At 44.1% G+C, this 19,421-nt stretch carries 18 protein-coding genes; 17 read left to right on the top strand and 1 reads right to left on the bottom strand.

From position 1 onward, the window contains the following. The first annotated feature begins 10 nt into the window (after positions 1–10). From nadA to C0979_RS04475, 14 genes are all read left to right on the top strand, one after another. Positions 11–916 (top strand): quinolinate synthase NadA, encoded by a 906-nt coding sequence (gene nadA / locus C0979_RS04535; protein WP_101694896.1) that lies wholly within the window; start codon positions 11–13, stop codon positions 914–916. A 30-nt stretch (positions 917–946) separates the two neighbouring features. Then, positions 947–2,125 carry an L-aspartate oxidase gene (locus C0979_RS12080; protein WP_242962646.1) on the top strand — a complete coding sequence of 393 codons (1,179 nt, stop codon included), beginning with the start codon at positions 947–949 and terminating at the stop codon, positions 2,123–2,125. 60 nt (positions 2,126–2,185) lie between these two features. Beyond that, positions 2,186–3,037, top strand: a complete 852-nt coding sequence (nadC, locus tag C0979_RS12075; RefSeq protein ID WP_242962645.1) for a carboxylating nicotinate-nucleotide diphosphorylase — start codon at positions 2,186–2,188, stop codon at positions 3,035–3,037. Between the two features lie 25 nt (positions 3,038–3,062). Further along, entirely contained in the window at positions 3,063–3,584 is a 522-nt protein-coding gene (locus tag C0979_RS04525) for a transcription repressor NadR (protein WP_101694895.1), read from the top strand. 125 nt (positions 3,585–3,709) lie between these two features. Continuing rightward, positions 3,710–5,542, top strand: a complete 1,833-nt coding sequence (locus C0979_RS04520; protein WP_101694894.1) for an NAD(P)-binding protein — start codon at positions 3,710–3,712, stop codon at positions 5,540–5,542. After that, a complete protein-coding gene (locus C0979_RS04515) occupies positions 5,536–7,266 on the top strand; it encodes a [FeFe] hydrogenase, group A (RefSeq protein ID WP_101694893.1) in 1,731 nt (576 codons plus the stop codon). The genes C0979_RS04520 and C0979_RS04515 overlap by 7 nt, the downstream gene beginning before the upstream one ends. 304 nt (positions 7,267–7,570) lie before the next feature. Further along, the gene (gene adhE / locus C0979_RS04510) at positions 7,571–10,186 is read left to right on the top strand and encodes a bifunctional acetaldehyde-CoA/alcohol dehydrogenase (RefSeq protein WP_101694892.1); all 2,616 of its coding nucleotides are present in this window, start codon (positions 7,571–7,573) and stop codon (positions 10,184–10,186) included. 237 nt (positions 10,187–10,423) lie between these two features. Then, the gene (locus C0979_RS04505) at positions 10,424–11,179 is read left to right on the top strand and encodes a phosphotransferase (protein WP_101694891.1); all 756 of its coding nucleotides are present in this window, start codon (positions 10,424–10,426) and stop codon (positions 11,177–11,179) included. 226 nt (positions 11,180–11,405) lie between these two features. Further along, the gene (locus tag C0979_RS04500) at positions 11,406–11,987 is read left to right on the top strand and encodes a DUF1444 domain-containing protein (RefSeq protein WP_101694890.1); all 582 of its coding nucleotides are present in this window, start codon (positions 11,406–11,408) and stop codon (positions 11,985–11,987) included. Continuing rightward, entirely contained in the window at positions 11,977–12,816 is an 840-nt protein-coding gene (locus tag C0979_RS04495) for a Cof-type HAD-IIB family hydrolase (RefSeq protein ID WP_101694889.1), read from the top strand. The genes C0979_RS04500 and C0979_RS04495 overlap by 11 nt, the downstream gene beginning before the upstream one ends. Positions 12,817–12,830: 14 nt before the next feature. Next, a complete protein-coding gene (locus C0979_RS04490) occupies positions 12,831–13,658 on the top strand; it encodes an undecaprenyl-diphosphate phosphatase (RefSeq protein WP_101694888.1) in 828 nt (275 codons plus the stop codon). 171 nt (positions 13,659–13,829) lie between these two features. After that, positions 13,830–14,597: a basic amino acid ABC transporter substrate-binding protein gene (locus C0979_RS04485; protein WP_101694887.1), complete on the top strand. Its 768-nt coding sequence runs from the start codon at positions 13,830–13,832 to the stop codon at positions 14,595–14,597. A gap of 26 nt (positions 14,598–14,623) precedes the next feature. Then, positions 14,624–15,316 (top strand): amino acid ABC transporter permease, encoded by a 693-nt coding sequence (locus C0979_RS04480; RefSeq protein ID WP_101694886.1) that lies wholly within the window; start codon positions 14,624–14,626, stop codon positions 15,314–15,316. Then, a complete protein-coding gene (locus C0979_RS04475; protein WP_101694885.1) occupies positions 15,306–16,052 on the top strand; it encodes an amino acid ABC transporter ATP-binding protein in 747 nt (248 codons plus the stop codon). The genes C0979_RS04480 and C0979_RS04475 overlap by 11 nt, the downstream gene beginning before the upstream one ends. A 96-nt stretch (positions 16,053–16,148) precedes the next feature. Here the strand turns inward: C0979_RS04475 and C0979_RS04470 are convergent, their stop codons facing one another. Next, the gene (locus C0979_RS04470) at positions 16,149–16,757 is read right to left on the bottom strand and encodes a zinc ribbon domain-containing protein (protein WP_159459851.1); all 609 of its coding nucleotides are present in this window, start codon (positions 16,755–16,757) and stop codon (positions 16,149–16,151) included. A gap of 170 nt (positions 16,758–16,927) precedes the next feature. Between C0979_RS04470 and C0979_RS04465 the strand changes: the two genes are divergently transcribed. From C0979_RS04465 to C0979_RS04455, 3 genes are read left to right on the top strand one after another with little or no spacing between them, the layout of a single operon-like run. Next, the gene (locus tag C0979_RS04465) at positions 16,928–17,887 is read left to right on the top strand and encodes a lectin-like protein (protein ID WP_101694883.1); all 960 of its coding nucleotides are present in this window, start codon (positions 16,928–16,930) and stop codon (positions 17,885–17,887) included. Positions 17,888–17,920: 33 nt separating this feature from the next. Beyond that, positions 17,921–18,703: a zinc-ribbon domain-containing protein gene (locus C0979_RS04460; protein ID WP_101695315.1), complete on the top strand. Its 783-nt coding sequence runs from the start codon at positions 17,921–17,923 to the stop codon at positions 18,701–18,703. 33 nt (positions 18,704–18,736) lie between these two features. Next, complete coding sequence (locus tag C0979_RS04455; protein WP_101694882.1) at positions 18,737–19,408, top strand: zinc ribbon domain-containing protein; 672 nt, start codon at positions 18,737–18,739, stop codon at positions 19,406–19,408. Positions 19,409–19,421: the final 13 nt, after the last annotated feature.

Below are 19,421 nucleotides of genomic sequence, written 5' to 3'. Positions count from 1 at the left end.
GGAAAAGGTTATGGATATTATAGAACAGATCAAAAAATTAAAAAAAGAGAAAAATGCTGTGATTCTTGCGCACTATTATGTACCGGACGAGGTACAGGCAATTGCTGATTACATTGGAGATTCTTATTATTTAAGTAAGGTTGCAGTGGATTTAAAGGAGCAGACAATCGTATTTTGCGGCGTATCTTTTATGGGAGAGAGTGCTAAGATCTTAAATCCCAAGAAGACGGTACTGATGCCGGATATGACGGCGGATTGTGCGATGGCGCATATGGCGGATCGTGAGACGATTCAGGAGATGCGAAAGAAGTATGATGATCTGGCAGTGGTGTGTTATATCAATTCGACGGCGGAATTGAAGCAGTATTCGGATGTGTGCGTGACTTCCGCAAATGCAGTAAAGATTGTCAAAGCTCTTCCGAATAAGTATATTTTCTTTATTCCGGATCGAAATCTGGCGCATTATGTGGCAAGTCAGGTGCCGGAAAAGGAATTTGTCTATAATACAGGATACTGCCCGGTGCACGAGAAGGTACAGGTAGAAGAGATTTTAGAGGCCAAGCGGATGCATCCGGAGGCGGAAGTATTGACGCATCCAGAATGTGCGGAAGCGGTATTGAAGGTTTCCGATTATATCGGCAGTACCTCAGGCATTATCCGATATGCAGAAGAAAGTCCAAAGCAGGAATTTATTATTTGTACGGAAAATGGAGTGCGTTATGAACTGAAAAAGAGAAATCCGGGCAAGAAGTTCTATTTCACAAAGACGGAACCAGTCTGTCACGATATGAAGAAGGTTACGCTTGAGAAGATTCTTCAAGTGCTGGAAACGGGAGAAAATGAAGTGTTTGTAACGGATGAACTCAGGGAGAATTCCGGCAGACCGCTGGAAAAAATGCTGGAGCTGGCCAGGTAACGGCGCGAGCATTTGGGAGGAAGGAAAAAGATGGATATATATGCAGACGTTGTCGTAGTCGGTACCGGAGTTGGCGGTCTTTTTAGCGCGCTTAATATTGGGAAAGACAAAAAGGTAGTCATGCTTACCAAGGCGGACGCAGAGAGCAGTGATTCTTTCTTGGCACAGGGAGGAATCTGTGTGCAGCGGGATGATGAAGATTATGACGGCTATTTTGAAGACACCATGCGGGCGGGGCGTTATGAGAACCGGAAAGAGTCGGTGGATATTATGATTCGCTCTTCCAGAGAAGTGATCGCGGATCTGGTGTCGTATGGCGTGGAATTTGAACAAAAAGATGGGGAATTTGTCTATACTCGTGAAGGGGCACATTCCCGGCCGCGGATTTTGTATCATGCGGATATTACAGGAAAAGAGATTACAAGCAAATTACTTAAACGGGCAAGAGAACGGGCAAATATTACGATTTATGAATATATGACAATGACCGATATTCTGGTGGAACAAGATTCCTGCCAGGGAGTCGTGGCAGAGTATCATGGGGAGACGTGGAATATCCATGCGCCGTATACCATTTTTGCCAGTGGCGGGATTGGAGGATGTTATCCGAATACCACTAATTTTCCGCATTTGACGGGAGATGCATTGGCAATTGCAAAACGGCGGGGAATCCGTTTGGATCATTTGGACTATGTACAGATCCACCCGACAACGCTGTATTCCAAGCGCCCGGGACGCAGATTCCTCATTTCAGAATCTGTGCGGGGAGAAGGTGCAGTGCTTTACAACAAGGCAGGAGAACGGTTTGTAGATGAACTGCTGCCAAGAGATGTGGTGACGGCGGCGATCCGAGAACAGATGGAGAAGGACGGAACAGACCACGTGTGGCTGTCGATGGAGAGGATTCCGAAGGAAGAAATTCTGGCCCATTTTCCTAATATTTGCTGTCAGTGTAAAGAAGAGGGATATGATCCGTTGAGCGAATGGATTCCGGTAGTTCCGGCGCAGCATTATTTCATGGGCGGAATCTGGGTGGACAAGAATAGTAAAACGTCCATGGAGCATTTGTACGCGGTGGGCGAGACCAGCTGCAATGGTGTTCATGGGAGAAATCGTCTGGCAAGCAATTCTTTGTTGGAGAGTATGGTATTCGCAAAGCGTGCAGCACAGAGCATTATGCGGGAACTGGCAAGCAAGGAAGGCGAATAAGAAAGGCAACTTAAGGAAGAAAGTAAAATAGAAAAGAATTGATAAAGAAGGAGAAGCAATATGAATCAGATTACGATGAAATTACAGGCAGACCATTTGATTATGGAAGCGTTGAAAGAGGATATTTCAAGCGAGGATGTAACGACGAATTCCGTTATGAAAGAGAGGGTTACCGGAGAGGTGGAACTGATCTGCAAGCAGGACGGGGTGATTGCAGGCCTTGATGTGTTTACCAGAGTATTTACACTTCTGGATCCGGAGACTGAGGTAGAGCTATACTGTAAAGACGGGGAAAAGGTGAAAAATGGTCAGTTGATGGGAAAGGTGACCGGAGATATCCGGGTGCTTCTTTCCGGAGAGCGGGTAGCGCTTAATTATCTGCAGCGGATGAGTGGAATTGCAACTTATACGCATTCTGTAGCAGAGCTTTTGAAGGGAAGCAAGACAAAGCTTTTGGATACGAGAAAAACAACGCCGAATATGCGGATTTTTGAAAAGTATGCCGTACGAGTGGGCGGTGGATACAACCATCGCTACAATCTGTCTGATGGTGTGCTTTTGAAAGATAATCACATCGGGGCAGCAGGCGGTGTGAAGGAAGCGGTACAGATGGCGAAAGAATACGCGCCGTTTGTCAGAAAGATCGAGGTTGAAGTTGAGAACCTTGCGATGGTAAAAGAAGCGGTGGAAGCAGGCGCTGACATTATCATGCTGGATAATATGACGACGGAAGAAATGCAGGAGGCTATTGCGGTGATCGGTGGTCGTGCAGAGACGGAGTGTTCCGGAAATGTGACGAAGGAAAATATTGGAAGACTGACAGAACTTGGGGTTGATTATATTTCCAGCGGCGCGCTGACACATTCTGCGCCGATTCTGGACATTTCTCTGAAAAATCTTCATGCAGTATAAGAAAAGCGGAGGTGGAACGAGGCATATGACAGGTGCAAAGAGAAGGGCAGAAATCGTTCAGCAGATCCAGGCGCAGGCAGAGCCGGTATCCGGGCAGAAGCTGGCGGCGGCATATGGAGTGAGCCGTCAAGTGATTGTGCAGGATATTGCGCTGATCCGTGCCGCGGGTTATGACATTATTGCGACGAATCGAGGTTATATACTGAACGCTCCGGTGGCTGCAAAACGGACGTTTAAGGTACAGCACAGCGATGACCAGCTGGAAGAAGAGCTGTGCAGCATCGTGGATCTTGGTGGCTGTGTGCATAATGTGATGATTCATCACCGGGTGTACGGACGGCTGGAAGCAGAACTTAATATCAATTCCAGGAAAAAGATTGCAGATTTTCTGGAAGATATCAGAAGAGGGAAGTCCAGTCCGCTGAAAAATATTACATCCGGATATCATTATCACGAAGTGACGGCCGATAATGAAGAGACTTTGGATATGATTGAGCATGCATTGAAGGAGAAAGGCTTTCTTGTAGTGCAGGAGTCACTAGAATAATATGCTTTTTGTTAATTTATCTACTTATGCCGATTTGCTTACAGAACTTTCAAAAAATGGTATAATAAATGTACTGTTACGTTTGTTGTAATTCAGAATTCATACAAAAGAAAGGAATGTAGCTGATGAGCAGGTTAGAGATAGCTTCACCAAAGAGAGCGAAGATCGTGATGGAAGGGCTCTATAAGGATTTGGAGCGAAGAATTGAATCGAGTCCGCCGGGGCTGTGTCCGGTAGATATGGCCCGGGCATTTTTGGAATTATGTCACGCGCAGACATGTGGGAAATGTGTGCCGTGTCGGATTGGACTGGGACAGCTGAATCATTTTATCAAAGACGTACTGGACGGAAAGGCGACGATGGAAACGTTGGATGTGATGGAGCAGACGGCTCTTTCCATTATGGAGTCTGCAGACTGTGCGATCGGGTATGAAGCGGCTAATATGGTTTATAAAGGATTGATCGGATATCGGGACGATTATATTGAGCATATTCAGAACGGACGCTGTACCTGTACGTACAATCAGCCGGTACCATGTGTATCCTTGTGTCCGGCACATGTAGATATTCCGGGGTATATTGCACTGGTAGGAGAAGGTAGATATGCAGATGCAATCAGGCTGATCCGCAAGGACAATCCATTCCCGACAACCTGTGGCTTTATCTGTGAGCATCCATGTGAGGCCAGATGCCGTAGAAATATGGTAGATGATTCTATTAATATCCGGGGACTGAAACGGATGGCGGCTGATTACGCAGGGGAAGTAGATCCGCCGGCATGTGCACCGTCTACCGGCAAGAAGGTAGCGGTACTTGGAGGTGGACCGGGAGGTTTAAGCGCTGCGTATTATCTCCAGCTGATGGGGCATCAGGCAACGGTTTATGAGATGCTTCCGAAGCTTGGTGGTATGCTGCGTTATGGAATTCCGAACTACCGTCTGCCGAAGGAGCGGTTAGAGGAAGACATCAATGCGATCTTAAAGACTGGTGTGGAAGTGAAGTACGGTCTGAAAATTGGTCAGGATATCACGATGCAGGAACTTCGGGAACAGTACGATGCGGTTCTGATTACCATTGGAGCAAGCACGGATAAGAAGCTTGGCTTAGAGGGTGAGGATGCGGACGGTGTGTTGTCTGCGGTAGAGTTTTTGCGGAACGTAGGAAAGAATCAGATCATGGATTTAACCGGAAAAGAAGTGGCGGTCATTGGTGGCGGAAATGTTTCCATGGACGCGGTTCGCACAGCGAAACGTCTTGGCGCTAAGAAGGTAAGTATCGTTTATAGAAGAAGAGTTGCCGATATGACGGCGCTTCCTGGAGAGATTGAAGGTGCGGTGGCAGAAGGTATTGAGCTTCAGACGCTGAAGGCTCCGGCTGCGCTTGATGTGGATGAGAATCATCATATCCGCGGAATTTATGTGACACCGCAGATGATTAGTTCAATCAAGGATGGACGTGCCAGCATTAAACCGACCGGAGAGGAAAATATTTATATTCCGTGCGATGTATTAGTTGTGGCTATTGGACAGAATATTGAAACCCGTCATTTTGAAGAGGCAGGAATTCCGGTTGCCAGAGGTAAGATTGTAACAGAAAAAAGTGGAACATTCGAGAATATGCCGGGCGTCTTTGCGGGCGGTGATTGTGCCAGCGGACCGGCGTCGGTAATCAGTGCCATTGCGGCGGCAAAGGTGGTTGCGGCGAACATTGATGAATATCTGGGTTATCGCCACGAGATTTCCTGTGATGTGGAAATTCCGGAAGCACATCTGGATGACAGAACTCCGTGCGGTCGGGTTAACCTGACGGAACGAGAGGCATGTGAGAGAGTCTGTGACTTTGAAGGCGTAGAAAACTGTATGACAGAGAAGGAAGCAAAACAAGAGGCATCCAGATGCCTGCGTTGTGATCATTTCGGATATGGAATATTCAAAGGAGGCAGAGAGACATTATGGTAAATCTTACAATTGACGGGCAGGCAATCTCCGTAAAAGAAAATACTACCATTATGGAGGCTGCCGCACAGTATGGAATTCATATTCCGAAGCTGTGTTATCTGAAAGGAATCAATGAGATTGCAGCCTGCCGTGTATGTGTGGTAGAGCTGGAAGGAAAGAATCGGCTGATTACATCCTGCAATAATATGGCGGAAGAAGGAATGGTGATTTATACCAACAGCCCGAAGGTGCGCAGACATCGGAAGGCAAATGTGCAGATGATACTCTCCCAGCATGACTGCGAGTGTGTTACCTGTTACCGGAGTGGAAATTGTTCCCTTCAGAAGATCGCCAACGATCTGAATATTCTGGAGATCCCATACAAGGCAGAGATTGAAAGACAGCCGTGGAATAAGAATTTCCCGCTGATCAGAGATTCTTCTAAATGTATTAAATGTATGCGCTGTATCCAAGTCTGTGACAAGGTACAGAGTTTAAGCATTTGGGATCTGGAAGGAACAGGTTCCAGAACGACCGTAAATGTAGCGGGGCATAAGACGATTGAGGAGGCAGACTGTTCTCTGTGCGGACAGTGTATTACACATTGTCCGGTGGGAGCACTCGGTGCAAGAGACGATACAGAGAAAGTGTGGAATGCCATTGAAGATGAAGAGAAAATTGTTGTTGCACAGGTGGCGCCGGCAGTGCGGGCAGCCTGGGGAGAGAGCTTAGGACTTGCCAAGGAAGAAGCAACCGTTGGAAAAATCTTAGATGCACTTAAGAAAATGGGTGTAGATTACGTGTTTGACACTACGTTTTCAGCAGATTTAACGATTATGGAAGAGGCAAGTGAATTTATAGAGAGGTTCACATCAGGAGAGTTGAAGGAACGGCCGATGTTCACGTCTTGTTGTCCGGGCTGGATCCGGTTTGCGAAGTCGCAGTTCCCGCATTTGGTGAAATACCTGTCTTCGGCAAAATCTCCGCAGCAAATGTTCGGTGCGGTGATGAAGACCTATTTTGCAGAGAAGCTTGACGTATCACCGGAGAAGATTTATACTGTATCCGTTATGCCATGTGTTGCCAAAAAGGGCGAAAGTGAGATGGAATTGTTCTATCAGGAATATGCAGGACGGGATATCGATACGGTGATTACAACCAGAGAGCTGACGCAGATGATTCGTGCAGCCCACATCAATCCGGCAACGCTTCAGGATATAGAGAGCGATCGGCCTATGCAGGATGGATCTGGAGCGGGTGTGATCTTTGGAGCAACGGGAGGCGTTATGGAAGCTGCGCTTCGGACGGCATACTATCTCCTGAAAGGAGAGAATCCAGATGCAGATGCATTTAAGGTGGTAAGAAGTCCTGGGTTCCAGGAGAATCATGGTGTGATGGAAGCGGAGTTTAAGATCGATGATATCCGGGTGAGAACTGCAGTAGTCAGCGGACTTGGAAATACCAGAGCTCTTCTTGAAAAGATCGAAAGAGGAGAAGTCCAGTATGATTTCGTAGAAGTAATGGCATGTCCGGGCGGTTGTGTCGGTGGCGGAGGACAGCCGATTCACGACGGAGAGGAGCTGGCATTTGAGCGAGGCAAGAATCTGTATGATCTGGATCAGAAGTCAGAAATTCGGTTCTCCCATGAGAATCAGGATATTGCACGGATGTATGAAGAGTATTTCGAGAAGCCGATGTCACACAAGGCACATATGCTGCTGCATACAGAGCATAAGGTAAGATAAGAAATAAAATACATAAAGAGATAGAACGCAGACATCAAGGCAGGCATCAGGGAGGAAGATCTATCGGGAGAAAATCTCAGGCATGGCGTCTGGGATTTTCTTTTTGAATTACGAGCCTGCTGGCGGTGAAAGCTGGAAGTGTAGTGGGCATATAAAGTGAAAAAAGATCCTTTCTGTAAGCTTGTTAAAAAAATATCAAAAAAGATATTGACAAATAATTAACAATGCATTATACTTTCAAACATAGTTAAGAAAATAACAAACAGCAATTGACATGGCAATCATTACAGGGAGGATTTATAATATGGCAAAGAAAAAGGAAATGGTTCCAGAGATTATTGATAGTGTAGAAGCATTGGAAGCAAAGATGAAAGCAATGCGTGAAGCGCAGAAAATCTTTGCAACTTATACTCAGGAACAGGTAGACAAAATCTTTTATGAAGCTGCAATGGCAGCAAACAAAATGCGTATTCCACTTGCAAAACAGGCAGTTGAAGAAACTGGCCGTGGAGTTGTGGAAGATAAGGTAATCAAAAATCATTACGCAGCAGAATACATTTACAATGCATATAAAAATACAAAAACTTGCGGTGTGATTGAAGAAGACAGCGCTTACGGAATTAAGAAGATTGCAGAGCCAATTGGATTGGTAGCAGCAGTTATTCCTACTACAAACCCGACATCTACAGCAATCTTTAAAACATTGATCTGTCTGAAGACGAGAAATGCAATTATCATCAGCCCACATCCGGCTGCAAAAGCATGTACAATCGCAGCTGCAAAGGTAGTCTTGGATGCGGCAGTAAAGGCAGGAGCACCAGAAGGTATCATCGGATGGATTGACGTTCCTTCTCTGGAACTTACCAATACTGTTATGAGAGATGCAGACATCATTTTGGCAACAGGCGGACCTGGAATGGTAAAAGCTGCTTACTCTTCCGGAAAACCGGCACTTGGTGTTGGAGCTGGAAATACACCGGTTATCATTGATGATACAGCAGATGTTAAGATGGCAGTTAACTCTATTATTCATTCTAAGACATTTGATAATGGTATGATTTGTGCATCTGAACAGTCTGTAACCGTTCTGGAAAGCGTTTATGAAGAAGTGAAGAAAGAATTCGCATATCGCGGATGCTACTTCTTAAAGAAAGGCGAAGAACTGGATAAAGTTCGTAAGACCATCATTATCAATGGTGCATTAAATAACAAGATTCCTGGAAAATCTGCATACGAGATTGCAAAACTGGCTGGAGTAGAGGTTCCGGAAAATACAAAGATTCTGATTGGTGAAGTAGAGTCTGTAGATATTTCTGAAGAATTTGCACATGAGAAGCTGTCTCCGGTACTTGCAATGTATAAAGCAAAGACATTTGATGAGGCACTTGCAAAGGCAGAACAGCTGGTAGCAGACGGAGGATATGGACATACCGCAGCGCTCTATGTACATCCTGCACAGAAAGAAAAGATTGAAAAACATGCAGCAGCAATGAAGACCTGTCGTATTCTGATCAACACACCATCTTCTCAGGGTGGTATCGGTGATCTTTACAACTTCAAGCTCGCTCCATCTTTGACACTTGGATGTGGTTCCTGGGGTGGAAACTCTGTATCTGAGAACGTAGGTGTAAAACACTTAATCAACATTAAGACGGTGGCTGAGAGGAGAGAAAACATGCTGTGGTTTAGAACACCTGAGAAAGTATACTTTAAGAAAGGCTGTATGCCGGTAGCTCTTGATGAACTGGGAACAGTGATGAATAAGAAAAAAGCATTCATCGTAACAGATTCCTTCTTATATAAAAATGGTTACGTAGCGCCAATTGAAGAAAAATTAGATGAGCTTGGAATTCAGCATACCTGCTTCTACGAGGTTGCTCCAGACCCGACATTACAGTGTGCACAGAAAGGTACAGATCAGATGAGAGCATTTGAGCCAGATACCATTATTGCACTTGGTGGTGGATCTGCAATGGATGCTGCAAAGATTATGTGGGTAATGTATGAACATCCAGAAGCAAACTTTGAAGATATGGCTATGGATTTCATGGATATCCGTAAGAGAGTATATACATTCCCGAAAATGGGTGAGAAAGCGTACTTCGTAGCAATTCCTACTTCTTCTGGTACAGGATCTGAAGTGACACCATTTGCGATCATTACAGATGCAGAGACAGGAGTAAAATGGCCAATCGCTGACTACGAATTGCTTCCAAACATGGCAATTGTAGATGTTGACAATATGATGACACAGCCAAAAGGACTGACCAGTGCATCCGGTATCGACGTAATGACACATGCAATCGAAGCATATGTATCTATTATGGCAACGGATTACACAGACGGTCTGGCTATGAAGGCGGTAAAAGCAGTATTTGAGTATCTGCCATCTGCTTACGAGAACGGAGCAAACGATCCAATCGCAAGAGAGAAAATGGCAAATGCATCTTGTATGGCTGGTATGGCATTTGCGAATGCATTCTTGGGATTGAACCACTCTATGGCTCACAAACTTGGAGCGTTCCACCATCTGCCACATGGAGTTGCAAATGCAGTTCTTTTGACAGACGTTATGAGATACAATGCGGCAGAAGTTCCGACTAAGATGGGAACATTCTCTCAGTATCAGTATCCACATGCACTGGCAAGATATGCAGAACTTGGACGTTTTGCAGGATGCCAGGGCAAGACAGATGAAGAAGTATTTGAGAACTTCCTTGCAAAACTGGAAGATTTGAAAGAGAAGATCGGCATTAAGAAATCCATCAAAGAGTATGGTATTGATGAGCAGTACTTCTTAGATACATTGGATGATATGGTTGAGCAGGCCTTCAACGATCAGTGTACAGGCGCTAACCCAAGATATCCATTGATGAAAGAAATGAAAGAAATTTACTTGAAATGCTACTATGGTAAATAAGAAATGTTAATCGGGGACGGAGGTTTTTTCAAAAAACCTCCGTCCCCGATTGCGTTTTACCCTGTCCCTTTTGAAATCCCTGTTCTTCTAGTTATATACTGTTAATAAAATAACAAGAAAACAGATAATAAAAAATAAGTTAAAAAAATGTCAAAAAACTATTCGCAAACAAATAAAATAGGTGTATAATTCAACTATAAAACGAGGAACGTAAAAAATTTCAAGGAGGTAGCGCATATGAAACTGGAAAAAAGCAATCTGATTGTAACGCGGTCTTATAAAGAGGTGTATCAGTGTGAGGATAGTATCGTGAAGGTATTTGCAAAATCACATCTGAAGTCAGCAGTGTTCAATGAGGCACTGAATACTGTTCGGGTAGAAGAGACTGGTTTGGCAATTCCTAAGCTGAAAGAAGTAATCCAGATTGACGGAAAATGGGCGCTTGTGATTGAGCACAAGGATGGTAAGACGTTAGAAGAGATGATGAAGGTAGATCCGGCGAATATAGAGAAATATATGTCTGATTTTGTGGATATGCAGCTGGCGATTCAGGAAAAACAGGCTCCGATGCTGAATGACTTAAAGGAGAAACTGGCGCGCCAGATTAACAGCCTGACGGTGTTGGATGCAACTCAGAGATATGAACTTTGTACCCGGTTAGAGAGTATGCCAAAGCATACAAAGATCTGTCATGGAGACTACAATCCAAGTAATGTGATTGTTGGAAAGAACGGAAAGATGACAGTTGTGGATTGGGCGCATGTGACACAGGGAAATGCCAGTGCAGACGCTGCCATGACCTATCTTCTTTTTGCACTTAAGAGTCAGGAAAATGCAGATCTGTATTTGAATCTGTTCTGCAAGAAGAGTGATACGCCAAAGCAGTACGTACAGCAGTGGCTTCCAATTGTGGCAGCTGCACAGCTTGAGAAAGACAATGAGTTTGAGAAGGATTTCTTGATGAAGTGGATTGATGTTATGGATTACCAGTAAGGAAGATCGAGACTGGAGAACTTGCTGCTAATTGGGAATCCCTGCAGATTATAATAGAAGTAGGAAGAGAGAATCGGGACGTATGCATGTAGCAGCATATGTCCCGGTTCTCTTTTGCAAATGAGATGGAGGAAATCCTGTAAATGAGATGGGGTAAATCCTGAATTGCTTTATAGTATGAAGTTTGATAGAATAAGAGCTAGAACGTGAAACGGGAGGGACACATATGAAAAAATATGAAGAAGAACACTATCGTTACGAGCGGATTCAAGATAAGATTTATCCATGGATTAAGAAAGAATTGATAGACCTTCATGCGTTGAATGGGAAGCATATTTCAGAAAATGACACGCCGGTAGTGTCATTTATTGGAGATTTAAAGATTATATTTGTTATAAAGCGTGAGGAAGATGTGTATGAAGTTTTAAAGGACAACATGCTTCCGCCGGAGTGTAATATTGAAGCGTTATATCAGAAGGCGTGTGAGAATCTGGTACGGGATGTAGAATTTGTAATTGCAAATACCTGGTATGGAGGATTTGGAATTCTCGCAGATGGACACAATGAGGCGAGTTCTCTGTGCTTTAAACATATCTGGCAGGTTTGCGCGGACAAATTGAAGGATGATATATTGATTATGGTGCCGGCAAAGGATACGGTGCTGTTTGCTCCGGCATCTAACGAAGATGCTGTGGAAAAAATGAAGGAACATGCGAGTGGCGCTTATGAGCAAAGTGCTGACCGAATTAGCATGAAGCAGTTTCTCTTTTCACAAGAGGGGAAGGAATTGACTGTTTATGAAGATTAAGACACGAATGATAGGATTTGATCTGGACGGAACGCTTCTTACGACGGAAAAAGAGTTGACGAAGCGTACCAAGGATGCGATGGAACGGGCAATTGCTCAGGGAATTGAACTTCTGCCTGCAACAGGAAGGACCCTGTGCGGTATCCCTAGAGAGGTACTTGAATTTCCGGGAATTCGATATGCCTTGACGGCAAACGGCGGAAGAATTGTGGAAGTAAAGACTGGAAAAACGATACTGGAGCGTCTAGTGATGCCGGATACGGCACGAAAAGTACTGACAATCCTGGAGAAATACGATACCATGTGTGAACTTTATTATGATGGCCAGGGATATGCTTTGGAGGAAAAATTAGCATCGATAGAGCAATATCTTCCGGAAGCTCCGATGGCACGCTATGTGAAAGCGACTCGTAAGGGGGTATCGGATTTATGGAAACTATTTGAGGAAGAAAATCGAGCAATGGATAAGCTGCAGGGCTTGTTTGTAAATTATGAAGATAAGCTGGATGCGATTGAAGAGCTAAGAGAAGTGCCGGGGATTGAAGTGACGGGTGCGCTTAACAATAATATTGAGGTGAATGCAGCAGGAGTCAACAAAGGAGCTGCGCTTGTAGAACTGGGAGCGAGTATGGGAATTGCCAGGGAAGAGATTATGGCATTTGGAGACGGAGCAAATGATATTCATCTGATGCGGGAAGTTGGAAGTGGCGTGGCGATGTCCAATGCTATTGAAGCGGTAAAAGAGGCGGCAGATTACATTGCAGGAAGCAATGACGAGGACGGCGTGGCAGAATTTCTCGAAACCTATGTGTTAGACAGAAAATCATAGAAAAGGAGACGAAGATGTTAGATATTTTAAAAGTAATTATTCTTGGAATTGTGGAAGGAATTACCGAATGGCTTCCAGTCAGCAGTACCGGTCATCTGATTTTGGTAGGAGACTTGTTAAAACCGAGTATGAGCGATGCGTTTATGGAGATGTTCAATGTGGTGATTCAGCTGGGTGCGATTATGGCGGTTGTGGTGATCTATTTCCATAAGCTGAATCCATTTTCGCCAAAAAAGACAGAAAAGCAAAAGCTTCTTACCTGGCAGATGTGGATTAAAGTGTTAATTGCATCGGTACCGGCAGGAATTGTTGGAGTCTTGTTTGATGATATTTTGGATAAATTGTTTTACAAGTCCGTTCCGATTGCGGTGATGCTGATCGTTTATGGCGTGTTGTTTATTGTAGTGGAAAACAGAAACAAACATACGAGACCATCCGTTACAAAGATTTCAGAATTATCGATTCAGATGCTGTTGATTATCGGCGTGTTCCAGATGCTGGCTCTGATTCCGGGAACTTCCAGATCCGGTGCGACGATTGTTGGAGCTCTTTTGATAGGAGTTTCCAGAGAAGTGGCGGCAGAGTTTACATTTTTCCTTGCTATTCCGGCGATGTTTGGGGCAAGCTTTTTAAAATTAATCAAATTTGGATTCCATTTTACCGGTGTTGAATTCGGACTTCTGATACTGGGATGCGTGGTATCCTTTGGCTTGTCCGTGATAGCAATCAAGTTCCTGATGGGATATATTAAAAAGCACGATTTCAAAGTCTTTGGTTATTACCGAATTGTGCTGGGAGGATTGATTTTAGCGACATCCCTGATTACGAAAGTGATTGCATAAAATAGATGATTTATGCATAAAAAGATGCTCAATGCATAAAAATACTGTTTAAAACGTGGGTTTTTGCAAAAATATGTAAAAACCCACTTGATTTTTTTGAAATACGTGGTAGTATATGTAATAGCTTTTGTATTTTTATGCAATGAAAATGAAAAATGGAGGAATAAAGTTATGAAAATGAAAAAATTAGTTAGTGTATTATTAGTAGCAGCATGCAGCGTATCTCTGGTCGCATGTGGAGGAAAGAAAGAAGAAGAGAAAAAGGCAGAGGAAGATAAGACACTTGTAATGGCAACGAATGCGGAGTTCCCTCCATATGAGTATTATGAAGGAGAAGAAGTTGTCGGTATTGATGTAGATATTGCAAAGGCAGTTGCTGAAGAGTTAGGAATGGAATTGAAGATTGAGGATATGGCATTCGATTCTGTTATCCCAGCAGTATCAAGTGGAAAAGCTGACATTGCTTTGGCAGGACTGACCGTAACTGACGAGCGAAAAGAGAACTTAAACTTTACAGATACTTATGCAAAGGCAACACAGGTAATCATCGTAAAAGAGGATAGTGCGATTGCAGGACCAGACGATCTGGAAGGTAAGAAGATCGGCGTTCAGCTCGGTACGACAGGAGACCTGTACGCAAGTGATATTAAAGATGCAGAGGTTGAGCAGTACAACAAGGGATTTGAAGCGGTTCAGGCAACTATGCAGGGTAAGATTGACGCAGTTATCATCGATAGTGAGCCGGCAAAAGAATTTGTTGCAGAAGCAGAAGGACTTAAGATTCTGGATGAAGCCTTTACAGAAGAAGAATATGCAATCGGTATTGCAAAAGATAATGACGAACTGCTTGAGAAAGTAAATAAGGCATTAAAAACTTTAAAAGAATCCGGAAAATTGGATGAGATTGTAGCAGAATACATCAAGGCTGACGCAGAGTAAGCCGGAGAGTGAATGGGGAAATAGGTATGTTGCAGACATTACAGGATAGGTTCGTTACGAATTTTATTGCAGATGATCGCTGGAAATATATCTTGGAAGGACTTGGAGTTACACTTAGAGTCACCTTCTTTGCGGTATTGATCGGTATTGTGATTGGATTTATGGTTGCGGTTGTACGCTCCACTTATGACAGAACAGGAAAGCTGAAAATCTTAAATCTTTTTTGCAAATTATATTTGACCGTGATCCGCGGTACACCAGTGGTTGTACAGCTGTTAATTATTTACTTTGTAATTTTCGGAAGTTCTGATATAAGCAAAACACTTGTGGCAGTGATGGCATTCGGTTTGAACTCCGGCGCGTACGTAGCCGAGATCTTCCGATCCGGAATCATGTCCATTGACAATGGACAGTTTGAGGCGGGACGAAGCCTTGGATTTAATTATGTGCAGACGATGCTTCATATCATTATGCCTCAGGCCTTTAAGAATGTGCTTCCGGCACTTGGAAATGAGTTTATCGTATTGTTGAAAGAGACGTCAGTATCTGGCTATATTGCGCTTCAGGATCTGACAAAGGCAGGAGATATTATCCGAAGCCGTACTTATGATGCGTTTATGCCGTTGATTGCCGTTGCGCTTATCTATCTTGCAATGGTACTGATATTTACCAAGCTGGTAAATATGCTGGAGAGGAGGTTAAGGAGCAGTGACCATTAATCGTGGAGAAACATTAATTAAAGTAGAAGACGTACATAAGATTTTCGGGGAACTGCATGCACTTAACGGAGTTTCTAACGAAATTAAAAAGGGCGAGGTTGTTGTGGTGGTAGGCCCGTCTGGTTCAGGGAAATCTACTTTCCTTCGTTCTTTAAATCTGCTGGAGGTTCCATCCAGAGGACATATTTATTTTGAAGGTGTAGATATTACCGACAAGAATGTAGACATTAATAAACACAGACAGAAGATGGGAATGGTATTCCAGCATTTTAATTTGTTCCCACATAAAACCATTCTTCAGAATATTACGCTTGCACCGATAAAGCTTCTTGGAAAGAGTAAAGAAGAAGCGGAAGCTTGTGGAATGAAGCTCTTGGAGCGCGTAGGTCTGGAAGCAAAGGCAAATGCGTATCCTTCTCAGCTGTCCGGTGGTCAGAAGCAGAGAATTGCAATCGTCCGTGCACTGGCAATGGAACCGGATGTGATGCTCTTTGATGAGCCGACATCTGCGTTGGATCCGGAGATGGTTGGAGAGGTTTTGGAGCTGATGAAACAGCTTGCAAAAGAAGGAATGACCATGGTGGTTGTGACACATGAGATGGGATTTGCAAAAGAAGTGGCGTCCAGAGTAATTTTTGTAGATGAAGGACAGATTAAGGAAGAGGGAACTCCGGAAGAGTTCTTTGAACATCCGAAGGATCCAAGACTTCAGGAATTCTTGTCCAAGATTTTATAAAGCTTCTTATATTAAAAACAAAAAATTATGATACAACTAAAAACTGCTGCAAGAGGCTGGTATTCAGTCGCTTGCAGCAGTTTTTGCTTCGTTCTTTTAAAGTGATTTTTTTCGGAGAATATTTAATACGATAGCTCCGATAGATCCGCCAATCATCAAAATTGTTCCGATAATCAGGAATACGCGGCCTGGTCCGTAATTTACAAGAGAGCCGGCATCGTTCAAGCTGTTTACCTCGAGGCAGAGAAAGAATACCATAACTGCGGAACCAATGGTTGGTAATAGGTTCAATCTTGTAAAATTAAGAAGTGCCGTCGCGACAATCGTCACGATGAAGAAAATACCGTCTTCTGTATCAAAAAGGGAGACGCTTTGGCTGAATCCCAGGAAAGAAGCGGAAGCGAACGGAAGGAAAAGGGATATAAATGCAATAACACATCCAGCCCAAATGACAAAATTTCCGATATTAAATGTACGTTTCTTTTTGCCCAGTGGAACGGCAGCATTTGGAACGGCAGCGTTTGGAATAGCCGAATTAGGAATGGCTGTATTCGAATGGTTGGGATTCGAAGGGGCTGCATTCGCATAGGTTGTATTTGGCCTAACCGTCCTTGCTGACGAAGAATCGGATTCTAATTTTGCACCACAGGATGCACAGAATTTTGAGTTATCTTTTAGCTGGGCGCCACAATACTTACAAAACATAAACATCTCTCCTTTACCTTTAGTATATCTTGTCTTTGGTCCCCTCACATACACTTAGTTTAGCACAATATGTAGTATATGCATAGTTGAAAAAGGAAGAATTGTTTGATAAAATGTCTATATTAGACGAATGAGAGCAAAGTGTGTCGTACTTTGAAAGGAGGAAAAGCATGTATTGTTATAATTGTGGTACAGAACTGGAAGATGGAAGCCTGTTTTGCCCGTCTTGTGGCGCGAAGCAGACAGAAGATGGTCCGGGAAATTTCGCGTCAAACACGGCCGCTTCAGACGGTTTTACTTCAGACAGTTTTACTTCAGATAATTTCGCTTCAGACAATTTTGCATCAAATTATGTTGCTCCGAATGCAGAAGATCCTGACGATTTTGCTCCGAATGATTTTGACTGGGACGATGGAAATGGTTCGTCAGGAAAGGGAAAGAAAGGGCTGATTATTGGAATTCTGGCTGTCGTGATCGTTGGAGTTGGGGTTGGAGTTGGCGGATATTTTCTTTATAAAAATATTTCATCGTCGAAAAGCAATACTACGGCATCCAAGGAGAAAGATAAGGAGAACGAGAAGAAAAAGTCCGACAAAAAGAAAGAGGAACAAAAAAAGGCTGACGCAAAGGATGAAAAAGGTGCTGATAAGCAGGATGGCTTGAAAGATTCCGTAGAAGGGACTCCGCCGAAGAAGGAAGAAAGTGACGTAAAAAAAGAGAAGGAAGCGCCGGCAGCTCCTGTCTATGAATATCAGGTGATTGCGCAGCGAATGACGTGGTCGGAGGCGTATACATATTGTCAGTCTCAGGGCGGACAGCTTGCGACGCCGTCAACACAGGAAGAGTATAATCAGATCGTTCAGAAAGCAAATGAGTCTGGACTGAAGGTGCTTTGGCTGGGGGCACAGCGAACACCAGACGGATCTGGATTTATGTGGATTTCAGGAGATGAATTTTCTTATGCCCAGTGGGGAGTGGGAGAGCCTAACAATGATCAGGGTAATGAACCAAGAATGGGAATGATGTATGTGAACGGTAGCTGGAATCTCTATGATATGCCGGATGATGTAAGTCAGTATTACAGTTCTAATATTGTAGGATTTGTAATGGAAAAGGAAGTAGTGCAGTAACAAAAATGGTACAGTAACAGGAGGAAAGAAAAGATGGCATTATTTGATAAAATGAAAGACTCTATCTCGGTTGCAAGTCAGGGGGTATCCCAGAAAGCGAAAACTGCAACAGAGAGTATGAAACTTAGCAATCAAATTAAGGCGAATGAGCGAATGATTGAGAAGTTGACCCATCAGGTGGGCGTACAGTGCGTGAAGAACCATGTGAATGAGACGAATACGGAGTATGCAGAGCTGTTTTCTGAGATTCTCAGACTTCGGGAAGAAAATGCAAGTATTCAGATGACACTGCAGACGCTTGCGGTTGGAAATGTATGTCCGCAATGCGGATTCAGTAATAATCAGAATGCGAAATTCTGTATCAGCTGTGGAAATCCTCTGAATGCGGTGCAGCAGGCAGCGCCTGCTGGAAAGAAATGTGCAGCCTGCGGTGCATGGTGTACAGACGATGCGATGTTCTGTACGGAATGTGGACAACGCTTTGGAGTGGCGGAGCCGGAAGCGCCGGTTGTCCGGGCAGCTCAGACTGAGCCGGAAGCGCCGACACAGCCAGTGTGGACTCCGCCTGTAGAAGAGATGAAAGCACCGGTGGAAGAAGCCGTGTCATATGAATCAGTGCAGGTAGAAGCACCGGCAAATACACCGGCGGCAGCGCAGGAAGAAGCGACAGTAAATGTGGCAGAAGAAAAACAGGAAGAGATGCCGGTTAATGATGGCGCACAAACTCTCGCAGCAGGAAAACGCTGCCCGAGCTGCGGAGCTGTTGTGGAAGAAGATTCTTTGTTCTGTACAGAGTGTGGAACGCGTTTGGGATAATCGAGCAGAGGAACAAGAGAGGAGAGGATAGGAATGGCAAAGTTTTGTGCAAAGTGTGGAAGTGAATTAAAAGAAGGAAGCAAGTTCTGCGTGAAATGTGGAGCGCCGGTACAAGGAGCTCCTGTGCAGGGAATGCCTGGTCAGGGAGCACCAATGCAGGGAATGCCGGGACAGAACGCTCAGCCTGGAGGAATGCCTGGAGGATATCAGCAGGGAGCGGGAGGCGGAACGGCTGCTGTGAAGAATGCATTTCCCTGGAAATTAGTTGCGCTGATTGCAGTTCCGGTTGTGCTGATTATACTGATTTTAGTGTTAATCTTTGGCGGAAAAGGGTATGAAAAGCCGATTGAAAAGCTGGAAAAGGGTATGAATGAAGGAAATGTAGAGCTGGTACTGGAGGCATTTTCGCCAAGTATTGCATCCAGCGTATCTGCGTACTTTTCAGATGATATAAGCGATATGTTTCCGGACGTAGAGATTGATCTGGAAATTATCGGAAAAGAGAAACTGGCAAAAGGCGAGATGCAGGACATCCTGACTGAAGAATATGATGTGTCTTCCTCAGTGGCAAGACGGGTAAAAAAAGCCTATATTCTGGAAGTAGAGTTGTCAGCTGAGGATGAGGATTTTGGAGAACCGGTCGTGGAGGAAATTCCGGTAGTGAAGCTGGATGGAGATTGGGTAATTCCGATTAGTTTCATGTAAAGAGCGAAAGAGG

It is taken from the genome of Dorea phocaeensis (genome assembly GCF_900240315.1).
Lineage (GTDB): Bacteria > Bacillota > Clostridia > Lachnospirales > Lachnospiraceae > Dorea_B > Dorea_B phocaeensis.
This window is presented reverse-complemented; position numbering and strand designations above follow the sequence as displayed.